The following is a 15,760-nucleotide window of genomic DNA, read 5'->3' as shown; positions in this document are numbered from 1 at the left end:
AGTATTTCACAAGTTAAAATAAGAGGCAGTGACTGCTCTTGAAATGAGGAATGAATTTATGACAAATGAAGTTAAAAAAATGGGGTTATTCAGCTTAATCTTAATGATTTTCACTTCCGTGTTCGGCTTTGCTAATGGACCGGTTGGCTTTTATTTGATGGGCTATAGTGCAATCCCATGGTATATCGCAGCCGCTGTGCTGTTTTTTATACCATTTGCGCTTATGATGGCCGAATATGGTTCCGCTTATCGTAAAGAACAAGGGGGAATCTATTCGTGGATGAATGACAGTGTCGGACCTCGCTATGCGTTTATCGTCACTTTCATGTGGTTCACTTCGTATATTATTTGGATGGTCGGAATTGCATCAAAAGTATGGATTCCGTTTTCGACTTTCCTATTTGGGACAGATAAAACGCAGGAATGGACGATCCTGTCGCTTACTCCAACACAAACCATTGGCATTTTGGGTGTCCTTTGGATGATTGTTGTGACTTTCTTCGCATCAAAAGGTCTTCGCCAAATCACTAAAGTTACAACGATTGGCGGCTTTGCCGTTATGGGGCTCAATGTCGTTTTAATTCTTGTCAGTGCAATCATTCTTGTTTTAAATGGTGGAGCTTTCCAGCAAAACATTGACGGCGTAAAAGATTTTCTTGTTTCGCCAAATCCAAACTACTTGAGTCCAATTTCCATTTTGAGTTTCTGTGTGTTTGCGATTTTTGCATATGGCGGAACAGAAGCTGTGGCAGGGCTTGTTGACCAAACAAAAAATCCGAAAAAAACCTTTCCAAAAGGAATCATGATTGCTGCCGTCGTTATTTCTGTTGGTTATGCGATCGGGATTTTAATGTGGGGCGTAAGTACAAACTGGATGAAAGTCCTTGCCGGAGAAACGACGAACCTTGGAAACATCACGTATGTGTTGATGTACAACTTAGGGCTTGAACTCGGGAATGCCTTTCATGCTTCAGCTGAAACGGCACAAACGGTAGCTTCTGTTTTTGCGCGCATCACCGGACTTTCCATGTTCCTTGCTTATACAGGCGCATTTTTCACGCTGATCTATTCGCCGCTAAAATCCATTATTCAAGGAACACCAAAAGAACTTTGGCCAAAACGAATGACGAAGATCAACAAGGCAGGAATGCCGGAGTTTGCGATGTGGATTCAGTGTCTCATCGTTGTCGTAATCATCTTGATCGCTTCGTTTGGCGGAAGCAATGCCTCAGCCTTCTACAATAAACTTACGCTGATGGCGAATGTCTCCATGACGCTTCCATATTTATTCTTGTCGTTCGCTTTTCCATTCTTTAAAAACCGTGAAGGCCTTGAACGACCTTTCGTGGCTTATAAAACCAAGTGGAGCGCGTACCTAATCACGGCTGTGATCGCAGTCGTTGTTGGCTTTGCGAATGTGTTCACCATTATCCAACCGGTTATCACAACTGGAAATTGGAGTGATACCATTTGGATGATCGCAGGGCCCGTTACCTTCTCAATTCTAGCCATTTTAATTTATGAGAATTATGATTTGCGCAAACGTCGCGCGAAATAAAGGAAAAAGCCTCCAAGCCCATGCTTGGAGGCTTTTTCCTTCTCGTTTATTTGAATTTCTAGTACACTTAAAACATGAGAGGCTTTGAATGGAGGATTTTACAATGAGTAAGCATTACGATTATATTGCAATTGGCGGAGGAAGCGGAGGCATTGCTTCTTCCAACCGAGCTGGGATGCACGGCAAAAAAGTCGCGCTTGTTGAACCCGTTCATCTTGGGGGGACTTGTGTGAACGTGGGCTGTGTCCCTAAAAAAGTGATGTGGTATGGGGCAGATATTAAAGAAGGCATGGAAAAGTTGGGACCTGCTTACGGCTTAACTGGGGAAGTCTCATTCGATTTTGGAACCCTTGTTTCAAATCGTGAGAAATATATTGATCGCTTGCATGGGCTTTATCAACAAGGCCTAGATAGCAATCATGTAGACGTTCTTCGTGGCTATGCGCGCTTTATAGATGCTAAAACCATTGAAGTAAATGGTGAGCGCTACACGGCAGATCACATTTTGATTGCAACAGGCGGAAAACCTGCTATTCCAGCTATCAAAGGAGCCGAATACGGCATCGCTTCGAACGGCTTTTTTGCAATGAAAGAATTGCCAAAACGTGTGGCTGTTATTGGAGCTGGCTATATTGCAGTGGAACTGGCTGGAATTTTAAATGCATTTGGAACGGAAACACATCTTTTCGTTCGAAAACATGCACCGCTTCGTTCGTTTGATCCAATGATTTCAGAAACACTCGTTGAACTTATGGAAAAAAATGGACCAACACTTCATACATATGCCATTCCAAAAGAAATTATAAAAAATGAAGATGGCAGTTTGACGCTTAAACTGGAAGACGGACGGACACAAACAGTCGATAAAGTCATTTGGGCGATCGGACGGAAACCTGTGACAGATACGATGGCGATTGAAAATGCTGGAGTTGAACTTACTGAATCTGGATTCATCAAAGTGGATAAATATCAAAACACAAATGTTCCAGGTATCTATGCGATTGGTGACGTAACCGGCCATGTGGAATTAACCCCGGTTGCGATTGCAGCTGGAAGAAGGCTTTCTGAACGACTCTTTAACGGCAAACTTGATGAGCATCTCGACTATAACTTAATTCCAACGGTCGTATTCAGCCATCCACCTATTGGTACGATTGGACTTACTGAGCCAGAAGCGATTCGGAAATACGGAGAAAAAGACATCAAAGTTTATCAATCTTCGTTTACTTCGATGTATACGGTAATTACAGAACACCGCGAACCATCGCGAATGAAGTTGATTTGTGAAGGGAAAAATGAACGCATCGTTGGCTTGCACGGAATTGGAACAGGCATGGATGAACTCTTACAAGGCTTTGCCGTTGCGATCAAGATGGGGGCAACAAAAGCTGACTTTGATAATACGGTTGCAATCCATCCGACAAGCGCAGAAGAATTTGTCACGATGCGTTAAATTGATACTAAAAAGAAAATTGAAGGAGGGATATCATGCCAGAGAAATTAGCTCTTTATTTTGTGAGACATGGTCAAACGTATTTAAATAAAAATTTGAGGATGCAAGGTTGGGCAGATACACCACTAACCCCAGAAGGTGCTGAAAAGGTACGAGAAAGCGGGCGAGGTCTTTCGGATACGGAATTCGTTGCTGCCTATAGCAGTGATTTACACCGAACGATTTCTACGGCGGAGATTTTGCTCCATGAAAACAAACACGCTTTCGGGCTACAACTTGAACCACGCAAAGAATTTCGTGAAACCTTTTTCGGTTCTTTTGAGGGGGAAAAAAGTGATGTCGCTTGGAACGAAATTGCTCGGGCGAATGGCTACGCCTCCCAAGAAGATTTTATGGCACATGAAGATGTACGGGGGATGATGAACGCAACCAAGAAAGCCGATCCAACAGGAGACGCAGAAGATTTTATGACTTTTTGGACGCGAGTGGAACAAGGCTTTTTACATGTTATCAATCGGCATCGCGATACAGGTGGCAATATTTTGATTGTTGCGCATGGCAATACGATCCGAAATATTGTTCATGAGCTTGAGCCTTCCATCACAGAAAGCTTTGTTCTCGACAATGCAAGTGTAACAGTATTGGTTTATGAAAAAGGCTTATTTAAAGTAGAACGTTTAAATGATATTTCGCATTTTGCGGCAGAATAAAAAGTAGGGCAGCTGCCCTACTTTTTATTTGCTTGATTCAGTTTCTGGCGTAGCGTCAGTTGGTGGACTTGAATCGTCACCGCTATCATCATCGCCTAAATGTTTTTTCCCTTCACGCCGAAGTTGAATGAGCTTGACAACATTGACAATGATGGTTTTTACGACCGCGTAAAGCGGTACGCCGAGTACCATTCCCAGTAAACCCGCTAGATTTCCTGCCACGAGTAAAATCACGATAATGGTTAGTGGGTGAATTTTAAGCGAGCGACCCATGATAAGCGGCTGTAGCACATTTCCATCTAGTTGTTGTACGATCACGACTACAATAATCACGAGCAAAGCTTGAAGCGGCGAAGTGAAAAGTGCGACTAATACAGCTGGTGCTGCTCCAATAACTGGCCCGAGGTAAGGGATGATATTCGTTGCCCCTGCGATAAATGCGAACAACAGGCCATAAGGTTGCCCGATGATTAAATAACCGATAAAGGTCAAAATACCAACGACTAAGCAATCAAGAGCTTGCGAACTGATATAAGTCGAAAGCGTTTTGTTCATTTCTTGAATGATTTTTTTAGCATCTGGACGAATAAATTTCGGGAAAAACTTTTCAAGTGAATCCATAAAGCGATGTCCGTCTTTAAACATGTAAAGTAAGATAAACGGTACCGTAACAAGTACCATCACAAAGCTTGTAATGAAGCTTGCGACAGCTCCAATTCCCGTTGAAACACCGTCTAAGACGATATTCATGATTTTAGGAATGGAAATATTGGCTTTGCTTAGTTCACCTTGGATGTCCAAATTTTTGAATGGTGAATCTTTGATAAGTGCATTGAACCATTTTTCAAAATCTGTCCAGTAGCCAGGTAAGGCCTTAGCAAGTGAAGCGATTTGGTTCGCAAGTACAGGACCAATTTGAATAACTGCAAGTGTGAATAAAACGATAAACACAATAAAAATTAAAATGATGCCAAGAACACGCGGGACTTTTCGTTTTTCAAGAAATTCAACAAGCGGATTAAACATGTAAAACAAGAACCCGGAAACTAGAATTGGCAAGAATAGCGTCGAGATAATCACCCCAATGGGTGAGAATATGTATTTCATTTGTAAGAGTAAAAAGACGATCGCTACAATAGCCAAAATTTCGATGGTCCAAAAAAATAATTTACTCTCGCGAAAACGTGAATTTTTCATTCCATTCTCCCTTCCTATTTTTATTCTAGTTTAGCATGATTTAAGGGGCTTGGCTATTTCAAATTGACTTCTTTTTCGAACTGTTATATCGTTGTTATAACAAGAAAGAAGGTGTTGCGCGGTGTTGCTTCAAATTCATTTAGAAAGTGAAGAGCCAATTTACATGCAGATTTGCAACCAAATTATTGAAGGAATTGCAAAAGGCGGCTATTCGCCAGGTGAAAAACTTCCCTCCGTGCGCAAGCTTGCGGCGGATATTGGCATTAATTTTCATACTGTTAACAAGGCCTATCAATGGCTTGAACGAGAAGGATTTATTGAAATTCATCGTAAACAAGGGGTCTCCATCCCTTTGCAGGGTGTTGAAATAGCGGATGCAACTTATTTGCAAACCTTAAACCAAAAATTACGGCCGATTGTCGCTGAGGCGATCGCTCGTTCTGTTTCCGAACAAGCTTTTAGGAAGGCATGCCACGATCTTTACGAAGAATTCCAAACAAGTGAGCGGGAGAATGAAGCCCAATGAGTTTTGTTACTTTTAGCTTAAATCTGGGGTTACTAGCCATTATTTTAAGCGCTGTGCCTTTTGTGACAAGAAGTTCAGAATGCTTTGGTATCAACGTCGGAACTAAATTAAGTGGCTCCAATCAGTTACTCAAATGGAAGCGACAATACGTGATTTTGACTGGCTCACTTGCCGCCGATTTCTTTTTATTTGCCACGCTCGTTTCTTGGTTTTTAGGTATATTAATTTTTTATCTCGCTCTTAGTTTTGGCATTTACTTAATTTATCATTTTCGAACGAAATCTTGGAAAAAGAAGCAAATCGTAAATGGAAACTTAGAGGAGCAAGCTACCGTTATGGTCGAAGCTTCTGATGACAAAGAGAAATTTATTCTCTCAAGCTGGTATTATTTCATTCCTTTCCTCCTTTTTTTGCTAACTCTTTTTTTAACGTTTTTGCTTTACGACCAGGCACCTGCCAAATTCCCTGCTTATTGGAAGCTAAATGGGGTGTTTGAGACTGAAAAATCGAAAACACCAGTTCATGCGCTAATCTGGCCTGTTTCCCAGTTTTTTGCGATTCTTACTTTTCTTGGGATCCACCTGACGATTCAAAAAAGTAAACGCATTATCGACTTAGATGATCCCGATATTTCACTAAAACGCATGAAACGTGCGAATGCGCTATATAGCCGGCTCATGTTTGGAATGGGTCTTTTAATGGTCTTGTTTTTTGGCTTCTTGCAATGCGCCTTTTTGCTGAATTGGAGCCGAGCTACAGTTCGAGTGGGGTCTATTTTACTCTGGATACTTCTTTTGCTCGCGCTTCTCTGGCTGACTTTTTTTGTGGGGCAGGGTGGAAGCAGGCTCAAAGTGATGGGGATTCGGCGCGAACGAAAAATGGTCCAAAAAGATGATCGCTACTGGAAACTAGGGATATTTTACTTTAACCGTTTAGATCCGGCTTTATTTATTGAAAAAAGATTTGGGATTGGGTGGACCGTCAATTTGGCAAGACCAATTATCTGGATAATATTGCTTATCGTGTTAGCTCTAGCTGGAGTCAAACAATTTTTCTTTTCATGAGGATTTTGTTTGTGAAAAAGGATACGAACAAGTAAAATACAAGTAGAATCAACAAAAGGAAGGGAACAAAATGAAGATTATCGGAATTCTTGGAACGCAAAACCGAAAAGGACTCACCGCAAAGTTGCTAGATGAGGTTTTACGAGGAGCAGAACAAGCAGGTGCTGAAACCAGTCTCATCGTTCTTGAAGAGAGCTTTGACCCGACTAAGCAAGATGAAGTCAGGAAGATCGGAAAAGAGTTAAAACAAGCAGACTGTATGATTTTTGCGACGCCTACTTATTTTGGCAATGTAAGTGGCAGCATGAAACAATTTTTCGATCATTTACGTGATTATTTCGTGCACCTTACAAGTAAAGGAGAAAATATTCCGCACCTATTCAAAGGGAAGAGCTACGTATCGATCACGTCGTGTTATAAGAGTGCTTTTGAGAACACACTTGCAGGAATCACGGATGCAACCTTTAATCAAATTGATACGGTGATGTCGCAAGCTGGCATGCACCGAGCTTACGAACTCGTTTTGACGGGGACTTTTCAAATGGATGAGCTTCCTCGAAAGAAGCGAGAAGAAGCTAAAGCGTTAGGGGAAAAACTTGTAGAACGAGTAGAAAGAGGAGGATTTACATTGAAACGCTATTTACAACTATTTGGGATGCTCGCGATCTCTACGCTCATCGTCATGGGGATTCAAAAAGGACTTCAAGCTGTTCATTTTATTCCTGCTGAAGGATTTTGGATTAATTATCTGGTCTTTGTGATCATCTTTTTCCTATTTCTTGCTGGGATGCTACGGCTCGTCACAATTCATAATCATAAGAGACGTTAAAATGTGAATTTATATTGTGAATAGATGCTCGTTATGCTATAATGAAAGCGCATTTTTGTGATGAAGTTAACAATTAGGAAGAAGGGAAAGGAATGGCTTATTATACGCCTCAAGAAGTCACAGACGTAACGATTGAAAAAGGAATTCAAAAAGCAAATTCAAATGCGCTTGCGCTCACCGTGTTAGGTTTTTTGGGCGGTGCATTCATTTCACTCGGCTATTTACTCTATATTCGTGTAGTTGGAACCGTACCACATGAATGGGGGAGTTTCGCAACATTTATTGGCGCTTCTGTATTTCCAGTAGGATTGATTTGTATTTTACTCGGTGGTGGCGAACTGATTACCGGCAATATGATGGCTGTTTCGCTTGCTTGGTTCGATCGGAAAATCACCTTTGTAAAACTGCTACGCAATTTTGCGATTGTTACGGTCATGAATCTAGTCGGTGCATTATTTGTTGCTTACTTTTTTGGCCATTTTGTGGGTTTAACTGAAGGCGACTTTTTAGCGAAAACTGTTGCGACAGCCGGTGCGAAAATCAAAGATCCATTTTGGGTGGCTTTCGTTTCTGGCATTGGCTGTAATTGGTTTGTTGGGATTGCTGTCTGGCTTTCGTATGCGGCTAAAGATTTTGCTGGAAAAATTTGGGGGATTTGGTTCCCGGTCATGGCTTTCGTTGCAATTGGCTTTCAACACGTTGTCGCCAACATGTTTATCATTCCGGCTGCGATTTTTGCAGGAAGCTATAGTTGGATGGACTTTTGGATGAACGTGATTCCGGTCTATCTTGGAAATACGGTTGGTGGCGCCATTTTTGTTAGTTTATTTTACTTCTTAGCTTATAAACGAAGGACGCAGGCATCTGAAGCAAAGAATGAAAAAGTACAAGAACCAGTAACTTCTGGTGAATAAATGGAAAAGGTGGACGAGGAAAGACCTGGTTCATCTTTTTTTATAAAGGGGGAAGTCCAGATGGATATTCGTGAAATAGATTTGGAGGTCAATCAGGAACGGCTGATTGACTTGCTTGAGACGAATACGGACAGTTTAGAGGTAGGCATTTTACCGTATCAAAAATCTTTTTTTCTTTTGCAGCTTATGAAAATGGAGAATACATAGGCGGTGTTACGGGCGAAATTTTATGGAACACGATGCATGTTTCGCTACTTGCGGTAAATCCAGCTGAAAAAGGGAACGGCGTAGGCACCCTGTTATTAAAACAAGCGGAAGAATATGCCAAACAAAATCAGTGTACGCAAATCCATCTGGAAACAATGAGTTATCAGGCGCCTCGTTTTTACGAAAAAAATGGGTTTAAAGTTTTTGGCGAACTACCGGACTTTATGCAGCAAGGGGTGACGCGTTTTTATTTGGTGAAACGTTTAGCATGATTAAAAACGCGTATTTCGTGGAAGAGAAAGGTATCAAAACTTTTTAGGAGTGATAACTTTGAGTACGAAACTTGAACTACCGACAGTAAAAACGCAGCTTTTCATTGATGGAGACTGGCAGGATGGGGCGTTACAAAAGACGAAAGCAGTTGAAAATCCTGCAACAGGAGAAATCGTTGCTCAGGTAGCACAAGCTGAAATAGAAGATACAAAGCGGACGATTAAAGCGGCAAATAGGGCTTTTCCAGAGTGGAGCAAGATGGAACTGAAAGATCGTGTTGATTTGTTGCATCGTGTGGCTCAATTGTTAGAAGAAAAAGTAGAGAAACTCGCGAAAATTATGACCATTGAGCAAGGAAAACCAGTTGCAGAAGCCAAAGCGGAAATTTTATCAGGCGCAGAAAATTTCCGTTTTAATGCAGAAGAAGCTCGGCGAATTTATGGTGAAACGATTCCAGCTCCGAATAAACGGGTGTATATTGTAAAGAAAGAACCGATTGGCGTGACGGCTGCCATCACACCGTGGAATTTTCCAATGGGAATGGCCACTCGGAAACTTGCGCCAGCTCTTGCAGCAGGGAATACGGTTATTTTGAAGCCTTCTAGTGATACGCCACTTTCGGCACTGGCACTTTTTGAAATTTTCGAAGAAGCTGGTTTTCCAAGAGGCGTTGTGAATCTATTACTCGGAAATTCTTCTGAAATCGGTGGAGAACTGACAGCGAGCGATGTAGTGCGCAAATTGACGTTTACCGGTTCAACCGCAGTTGGTCAAAAATTGTACCAAGAATCGGGAGAAACCTTGAAGAAAATTTCACTGGAGCTTGGCGGGCATGCGCCCTTCATCGTGTTTTCCGATGCTAATCTTGAAAGTGCAGCAGATGGGCTTATAGGCTCGAAGTTTCGGAATAACGGGCAAGTTTGTATTGCTCCAAATCGGATTTTTGTAGCCAAAGAAGTGGAGCAAGAGTTTACCAAACTTGTTCTTGATCGTGTCCAAAATTTGAAAGTTGGAAATGGCCTTCAAGAAGGGGTGAACGTAGGTCCCTTAATTCGAGAAGATGCCATCCATAAAATAGATCACCAATTAAAAGATGCAACCGAAAGAGGTGCAAAAATCCTGATTGGCGGGGAACGACTTCTTGGTGAAGACTATGAGAAAGGGAACTTTTATGCACCGACAGTTTTAACTGGCGTTACCGAGCAAATGCTGATTTTTCATGAAGAAACATTTGGTCCGGTTATCCCGATTATTTCCTTTGTCTCTGATGATGAGGTCATAAAATTAGCAAATGATAGCGAATTTGGGCTTGCTTCTTACTTCTATACAGAAAACCTAGAGCGAGTTGAGGAAATTAGTAATGCACTAGAATATGGGATGGTTGGAGTGAACGATACCGTAATCTCGCATCCTGAAACACCTTTCGGTGGAGTGAAACATTCAGGATTTGGACGAGAAAATGGTCATTTCGGAGTAGAAGAATATTTGAACGTGAAATTTGTGGCGCTAAAATATCGGCAATAAAAATAAGTCTAGTTAACCTGTCTATTTACTTTCCAGCTTTTCTTTGCTATAATGAACGCAGGAAAAAAGAATCGATTGTAGCACATAAAAAATCCCGAGTCGGGCTAAAGATCTCGGGATTTTTTATGTGGCTAGAACTTGTCGTCTACTTCCGTTTGTTATTTCCCCTTGTTTCTAGCCAGTACTTGAAAAGCGATAAGCAAATGCCAACAAGGAGAGGGGCAATAACACTGGAAAAAAGAAGAATCAATCGCAGCACCTCCCATCTGCAGGGTTTTGCAAAAGGGATAGACGACTTCTTTAGTATAACATGTTTGAAGAGTTGATGCGTCAACGTTTTTCAGCGATTTTAGATGCTTAAAATCTCGTTTTTTCGCCAGTAATCGTCTGAATTCAAGTAAAAATGCTTTTCTTAGAGAAGTGCTGAGAAAAAGAATCGATTGTGTGAAACTTGCCAAAAAGAGTGTGTTTTTGTTATACTGTTGCTAACAAATGAAAGAGGTGTTTTTTTAGGCCAATGAAATTCTAATCCTGTTTGATAAAGAAAAAATGAATGCAAGTGTGCAAAACCATTTTTTTCGGACAGGATCAGTATGTTTATTTTGCTTGTTAACACCTAGCAGAATGGATGCTTTTTTGTGTACTCCTATCCGAAAATGGATAAGGAGGTTTTTTTATGTTTAGTATCGAAATTTATGATTTAATAATGGAAATCGGAGCGCGAAACTTATTTAGTATCCCGGAATTACGTGTTAAACCAAATGCACGAATTGGGATCATCGGTCAAAATGGAACGGGAAAAACGACTTTACTTGAAGTTCTTTCAGGAAAGCGCGAAGCAACGACTGGGAGTGTTACCCGGAGTGGAACGGTCGGCGTCATTGAACAAATCCCAGCCGAAGCAGAAAAATTAAGTGGAGGCGAGAAAACGCGCAAGGAAGTCCAGCGTGCGCTGCAGGAACGGCCGACTATTCTTTTCGCTGATGAGCCAACTTCTAATTTAGATGTCGCAAGCACGCAACATGTTATTCGCAACTTTAAACGGTTTTCTGGAACGTTACTCATTATTTCACATGATCGTGATTTTTTGGATGCAGTTGTCGATGAGATTTGGGAATTAGAACGTGAGACGATCACCGTTTACAAAGGAAATTATTCGGATTATGCAACGCAAAAAAAGAAGCAACGCGAGCAGGAGCAAAAAGCCTACGATGACAATATTGCAGAGAAGCGGAAGCTTCAAACAGCGATGAATCACCGGAAGCAAATTGCTGCGAGTATGGAAACCAGTCAGGCGAAACTGCTTAAAAAAGGAATGAGTAGAAAAGAAATTGCTTACGGAAACATGTATAAAGGCACTCAACAGAAAAGCCAACATAAAACGATTAAAGCGACGCAAAAAAGGCTTGAGCGTTTGCCGGATGTGGAGAAGCCATTCTTATTTAAGCCTGTTAAAATTACGCTCCCTGAGTCACGCAAATTAAAACCCGGAACCACTCTCGTGCAAGTTCAAAAAGGAGAAATCAGCGTTCCTGAAAAGAAATTATTTGAAATCGAGCCATTTTCAGTGAAAATCGGAGATAAAATGGCTTTAATTGGGCAAAATGCTTCGGGGAAAACGACTTTTCTAAAGCGGCTTTTAAAAGATGAGGCGCCGATCCGGATTTTGGGCAGCACAAGGATCGCCTATTTCGATCAGGAATTAAAGGGGTTAAATGCGGATGAAACGATGCTTGAAAATGTGAACCGAGTGAATGCTCATGATACGCAAATGGCGATGGATGTCCTTGGCAGTTTACATTTTGAGCAAAGTGATTTGAAAAAGTGTGTTTCTGTTTTATCTGGCGGTGAGCAAGTGAAGCTCTATCTGGCCATGGTTCTTCTTAGTGATGCCAACTTTTTAGTTCTGGATGAACCAACTAATTATTTGGATATCGCGGCTTTAGAGGCGCTTGAAGGATTGATTTCTTCTTTTGATGGTGCTGTGCTATTCGTTTCCCATGATACGGCTTTTGTACGAAATATTGCGCTTGAGGTGCTTCAAATTGAAAATGGGAAAATGAAGCTTGAGCGAAAATCAATGCAGCAAGTGGTGCAGGAAAAGGAATCCGCGGAACAAATTGTGGAAGAGGATAGCTTACTCATCGAGCTTAGGCTTTCTGAGATTGCTTCTAAGCTTGCGGATCCGAAGCTTAGTCAAGCGGAGAAGGCTAGTCTTGACGAAGCATATCTTGAAAACAGTCGCAAGCTTCGGCAGTTAAAAGAAAATTAACGGTAGAATTATCAAATAGTTAAGGCTGAATTTAGCGGATTGTAGCGAAATTTGGCTTCGTGAAAAAGCGCCATCCGCGGGATGGCGCTTTTTCAGATGGAGATGAAACTTGATTTCTTGCGGCAAGAGAGATAGAATAAACGAAGATTTGGAAGGAAAGAAGGTTCTTTTTTTGTTCAATCATTTACCAGACTCTTTTTTGCAAATGAATACGATTTTTATCTCGATTTTGATTGAAGCACTTCCTTTTGTCTTGATTGGTGTGTTTATTGCGAGCTTCATTCAAATGTATGTCTCTGAGAAATTTATTGCACGCGTGATTCCGAAAAATCGGTTTTGGGCGGTTGTTGTTGGCTCTTTCATCGGTGTGCTTTTCCCGTCGTGTGAATGCGGGATCGTGCCGATTGTGCGCAATTTACTGAAAAAGGGTGTGCCGCTTCATGCGGGAATTGCCTTCATGTTAACGGCACCTATTATAAATCCAGTTGTTTTATTTTCAACTTACGTGGCTTTTGGAAGCAATTGGGAAATTCCAATTTTGCGGGTAGTTGGTAGTTTAGTCGTTGCACTTGTCGTAGGAAATTTGATTGCTTTTTTCTACAAAGGAGAAGGCTTGAAGGAAAAATTGCTTGCGCCTGCTACCGGGGAAGAAAAAGTTGACACACAAGGCGGGCTTGCTTTACAGGCTTCTCAAGGTACGGCTTCCATTCAACAAGGCGTACCTGAAAAAGTGAGTTTTGAACAAGCTGGATACGCTTCGAGTGGGATTGGAAGTGCAGAAACGTTACCCGTTCATGAGCACTCGCACCATAACGAACATCACGATGCTCATCTGAGCGAACATAGTCATGCTGAGCTTTCGTTTATGGATAAAATTTGGCATACGGCTAAACACGCTGTGGACGAGTTTTTTTCGGTAGGAAAGTACTTAGTTTTTGGAGCACTGATTGCTTCTGCTATGCAAACGTATATTAAAACCTCCACTTTGATGTCAATTGGTCATGGACCGATTTTATCGATTTTACTCATGATGGTTCTGGCCTTTATTCTCTCTCTTTGCTCAGAAGCGGATGCGTTTATCGGCGCTTCGTTCCGTAGCTTATTTTCGACACAGTCGATTGTGGCCTTTCTAGTATTTGGCCCAATGCTTGATATTAAAAATCTGATGATGATGCTAGCTTCTTTTAAAGCTAAGTTTGTATTCTTTATCGTTATCAGCGTTACCATTGTTGTCTTTCTTTATTCGATTCTTATTTAGACGGGAGGGAAAATCATGCTACGCGCTTTTATTTTATTTGGATTCGGCTTTTACTTAATGTATCTCCATATTTCTGGAGAAATTAGCAAATATATTAATATGAAATATTCTTATTTGTCTTTCTCAGCGATGATAGCTGCTTTTCTCTTAGCTCTTATTCAGCTCATCATTGTTTTCCGAGATGAAGATAAAGTAGAAGAGCATGATCATTTTGGACACTCACATAGTGGGGAAAACACGATTTTGAAGAAGATTTTTGTTTATGGTTTACTGACTTACCCACTTATCGCGGGTTTCATGTTTCCGATTGCAACACTTGATTCGACAATTGTGAGTGCAAAAGGTTTTCATTTTCCTAAAAACAATGCGGCCGGGGACGATCCTTATGCACAAAATCAATTTTTACGTCCTGATACAAGCGGCTATTTCGGAAAATCAGATTATGAAAAGATGATGGAGCGAGAGAAAAAAGGACTGTTAAAACAAAATCCTATTGTAGTGGATGATAGTAATTATTTGATGACCATGGAAATTTTATATAATTATCCAGGTGAATTTACAGGACGCGAGATGAGTTTTACTGGTTTTGTATATAATGATCCCGTTTTAAAAGATGCCCATTTGTTTTTATTTAGATTTGGTATTATCCACTGTGTGGCAGATTCTGGTGTGTTCGGGATGCTCGTCAATATGCCTGAGAAAACAAATTATAAAAATGATACTTGGCTTTCTGTATCAGGCACGATCACAGAAGAATACTATGCACCATTCAAGATGAAAATCCCGTCACTCGAAGTTTCCAAGTATCAACAAATTGATAAGCCAAAAGATGTTTATGTCTACCGAAAATATTAAGTTCGTTCTTGCAGATTGAGGCGGCTTAAGGTATGCTTATTCAGTAAACGAATTCACACGCTACCTAAAAGGAAAAAGGACGGCTTAAGACCATGAACCAATATAAGCAGTATTATCACTTTCCACGCGCAAATTGGCGGGAACTTGAAATTAGCAAAGACCAAATATTGACGCAAGAAGAACTCGAACGAATTCGCGGTTTAAACGACCGGATTTCTCTTTCTGATATTGCTGAGATTTATTTGCCACTCATAAAATTAATTGCGATTCAATATCATGAGGCTATTTTTATCCACGGTGAAAAAATGGAATATCTGAAGAAAAAAGAAGATCGACCACCTTTTATCATCGCTCTTGCTGGAAGTGTTGCGGTTGGGAAAAGTACGACTGCACGTGTTTTAAAATTAATGCTCGATCGCTGGTTTTCAAAGACACGTGAAGTGGAACTCGTCACAACAGATGGCTTCTTATATCCTAATGTGGAGCTTGAGAGGCGAGGCATCATGAATAAAAAGGGCTTTCCAGAAAGTTACGATAAGAAAAAATTTATGGATTTTCTGATTGATTTGAAAAACAATAAAAAGAACGTTGAGGTACCACTTTATTCGCATCTTACTTACGATGTGCTCAAAGAAACGCGCAAGTTAGCAAGTCCAGATATTGTCATTGTTGAAGGGATCAACGTGTTACAAGCGGATTCCGATCAAATCTTTTTCCCAAGTGATTTTTTTGACTTCTCGATTTATCTAGATGCTGCGGAAGAAGATAGTAAACGTTGGTATTTAGAACGCTTCTTTATGCTTCGCGAAACGGCTTTTCAAGATGAAAGTTCTTATTTCCACAAATATAGTGCTTATAGCGATCAAAAAGCAGATGCCTATGCACGCGAAGTTTGGGATACGATCAATGGTCCCAACTTAAAGGAAAATATTGAGCATACAAAATATCGAGCTGACTTGCTCCTCCATAAGGGAAGCAACCATTTAATCAGCGATGTTTACTTGCGGCGTTAAACTTAAAACCATTTCGAAATCGAAATGGTTCAGACTGTAGACAAAGTAGTGAAAAACTTTGTTTACAGTCTTTTTTTAGATATACTTGTGATAGAACATACATAAAA

16 protein-coding genes are annotated in these 15,760 nt (G+C 40.8%); 14 read left to right on the top strand and 2 right to left on the bottom strand.

What is annotated here, in order from left to right; translation table 11 throughout:
• The first annotated feature begins 58 nt into the window (after positions 1-58).
• From yjeM to HCK02_RS06815, 3 genes are all read left to right on the top strand, one after another.
• A complete protein-coding gene (gene yjeM, locus HCK02_RS06825) occupies positions 59-1,558 on the top strand; it encodes a glutamate/gamma-aminobutyrate family transporter YjeM (protein ID WP_167629334.1) in 1,500 nt (499 codons plus the stop codon).
• Between the two features lie 103 nt (positions 1,559-1,661).
• Entirely contained in the window at positions 1,662-3,011 is a 1,350-nt protein-coding gene (gorA, locus tag HCK02_RS06820; protein WP_167629332.1) for a glutathione-disulfide reductase, read from the top strand.
• A gap of 35 nt (positions 3,012-3,046) precedes the next feature.
• On the top strand, positions 3,047-3,721 hold the full coding sequence (locus HCK02_RS06815; RefSeq protein ID WP_115751862.1) for a histidine phosphatase family protein: 675 nt from the start codon (positions 3,047-3,049) through the stop codon (positions 3,719-3,721).
• A gap of 24 nt (positions 3,722-3,745) precedes the next feature.
• Here HCK02_RS06815 and HCK02_RS06810 read toward each other — a convergent pair whose 3' ends face one another.
• Positions 3,746-4,918: an AI-2E family transporter gene (locus tag HCK02_RS06810; protein ID WP_167629330.1), complete on the bottom strand. Its 1,173-nt coding sequence runs from the start codon at positions 4,916-4,918 to the stop codon at positions 3,746-3,748.
• A gap of 121 nt (positions 4,919-5,039) precedes the next feature.
• Between HCK02_RS06810 and HCK02_RS06805 the strand changes: the two genes are divergently transcribed.
• The 7 genes from HCK02_RS06805 to HCK02_RS06775 all read left to right on the top strand — a co-directional run bounded on the left by HCK02_RS06805 (position 5,040) and on the right by HCK02_RS06775 (position 10,255).
• Positions 5,040-5,444, top strand: coding sequence for a GntR family transcriptional regulator (locus tag HCK02_RS06805; RefSeq protein WP_167629329.1), 405 nt, complete (start codon positions 5,040-5,042; stop codon positions 5,442-5,444).
• A complete protein-coding gene (locus HCK02_RS06800) occupies positions 5,441-6,508 on the top strand; it encodes a DUF5808 domain-containing protein (protein ID WP_167629328.1) in 1,068 nt (355 codons plus the stop codon). The genes HCK02_RS06805 and HCK02_RS06800 overlap by 4 nt, the downstream gene beginning before the upstream one ends.
• 70 nt (positions 6,509-6,578) lie before the next feature.
• Positions 6,579-7,337, top strand: a complete 759-nt coding sequence (locus HCK02_RS06795) for a flavodoxin family protein (RefSeq protein WP_167629327.1) — start codon at positions 6,579-6,581, stop codon at positions 7,335-7,337.
• 92 nt (positions 7,338-7,429) lie between these two features.
• The gene (locus tag HCK02_RS06790) at positions 7,430-8,251 is read left to right on the top strand and encodes a formate/nitrite transporter family protein (RefSeq protein WP_167629326.1); all 822 of its coding nucleotides are present in this window, start codon (positions 7,430-7,432) and stop codon (positions 8,249-8,251) included.
• Between the two features lie 60 nt (positions 8,252-8,311).
• On the top strand, positions 8,312-8,458 hold the full coding sequence (locus HCK02_RS06785; protein ID WP_167629325.1) for a hypothetical protein: 147 nt from the start codon (positions 8,312-8,314) through the stop codon (positions 8,456-8,458).
• On the top strand, positions 8,416-8,730 hold the full coding sequence (locus HCK02_RS06780) for a GNAT family N-acetyltransferase (protein WP_167629372.1): 315 nt from the start codon (positions 8,416-8,418) through the stop codon (positions 8,728-8,730). The genes HCK02_RS06785 and HCK02_RS06780 overlap by 43 nt, the downstream gene beginning before the upstream one ends.
• 49 nt (positions 8,731-8,779) lie before the next feature.
• Positions 8,780-10,255 carry an NAD-dependent succinate-semialdehyde dehydrogenase gene (locus HCK02_RS06775; protein WP_167629324.1) on the top strand — a complete coding sequence of 492 codons (1,476 nt, stop codon included), beginning with the start codon at positions 8,780-8,782 and terminating at the stop codon, positions 10,253-10,255.
• Positions 10,256-10,400: 145 nt separating this feature from the next.
• On the opposite strand, the gene HCK02_RS06770 is transcribed toward HCK02_RS06775, so the two are convergent.
• Entirely contained in the window at positions 10,401-10,514 is a 114-nt protein-coding gene (locus HCK02_RS06770) for a type I toxin-antitoxin system Fst family toxin (protein WP_246215544.1), read from the bottom strand.
• Between the two features lie 417 nt (positions 10,515-10,931).
• Here HCK02_RS06770 and abc-f point away from each other — a divergent pair, with 417 nt between their 5' ends.
• The 4 genes from abc-f to coaA all read left to right on the top strand — a co-directional run bounded on the left by abc-f (position 10,932) and on the right by coaA (position 15,653).
• Positions 10,932-12,527, top strand: coding sequence for a ribosomal protection-like ABC-F family protein (abc-f, locus tag HCK02_RS06765; protein WP_167629322.1), 1,596 nt, complete (start codon positions 10,932-10,934; stop codon positions 12,525-12,527).
• Between the two features lie 172 nt (positions 12,528-12,699).
• The gene (locus HCK02_RS06760) at positions 12,700-13,785 is read left to right on the top strand and encodes a permease (RefSeq protein WP_167629321.1); all 1,086 of its coding nucleotides are present in this window, start codon (positions 12,700-12,702) and stop codon (positions 13,783-13,785) included.
• A 15-nt stretch (positions 13,786-13,800) separates the two neighbouring features.
• Complete coding sequence (locus HCK02_RS06755) at positions 13,801-14,640, top strand: TIGR03943 family putative permease subunit (RefSeq protein ID WP_167629320.1); 840 nt, start codon at positions 13,801-13,803, stop codon at positions 14,638-14,640.
• 92 nt (positions 14,641-14,732) lie between these two features.
• Entirely contained in the window at positions 14,733-15,653 is a 921-nt protein-coding gene (gene coaA, locus HCK02_RS06750) for a type I pantothenate kinase (protein WP_167629319.1), read from the top strand.
• Positions 15,654-15,760 lie beyond the last annotated feature (107 nt).

Source organism: Listeria valentina (assembly GCF_011800755.1).
Taxonomy (GTDB): domain Bacteria; phylum Bacillota; class Bacilli; order Lactobacillales; family Listeriaceae; genus Listeria; species Listeria valentina.
Note: the sequence above shows the minus strand (reverse complement) of the source record. Positions and strands in the feature narration are given on the sequence as shown.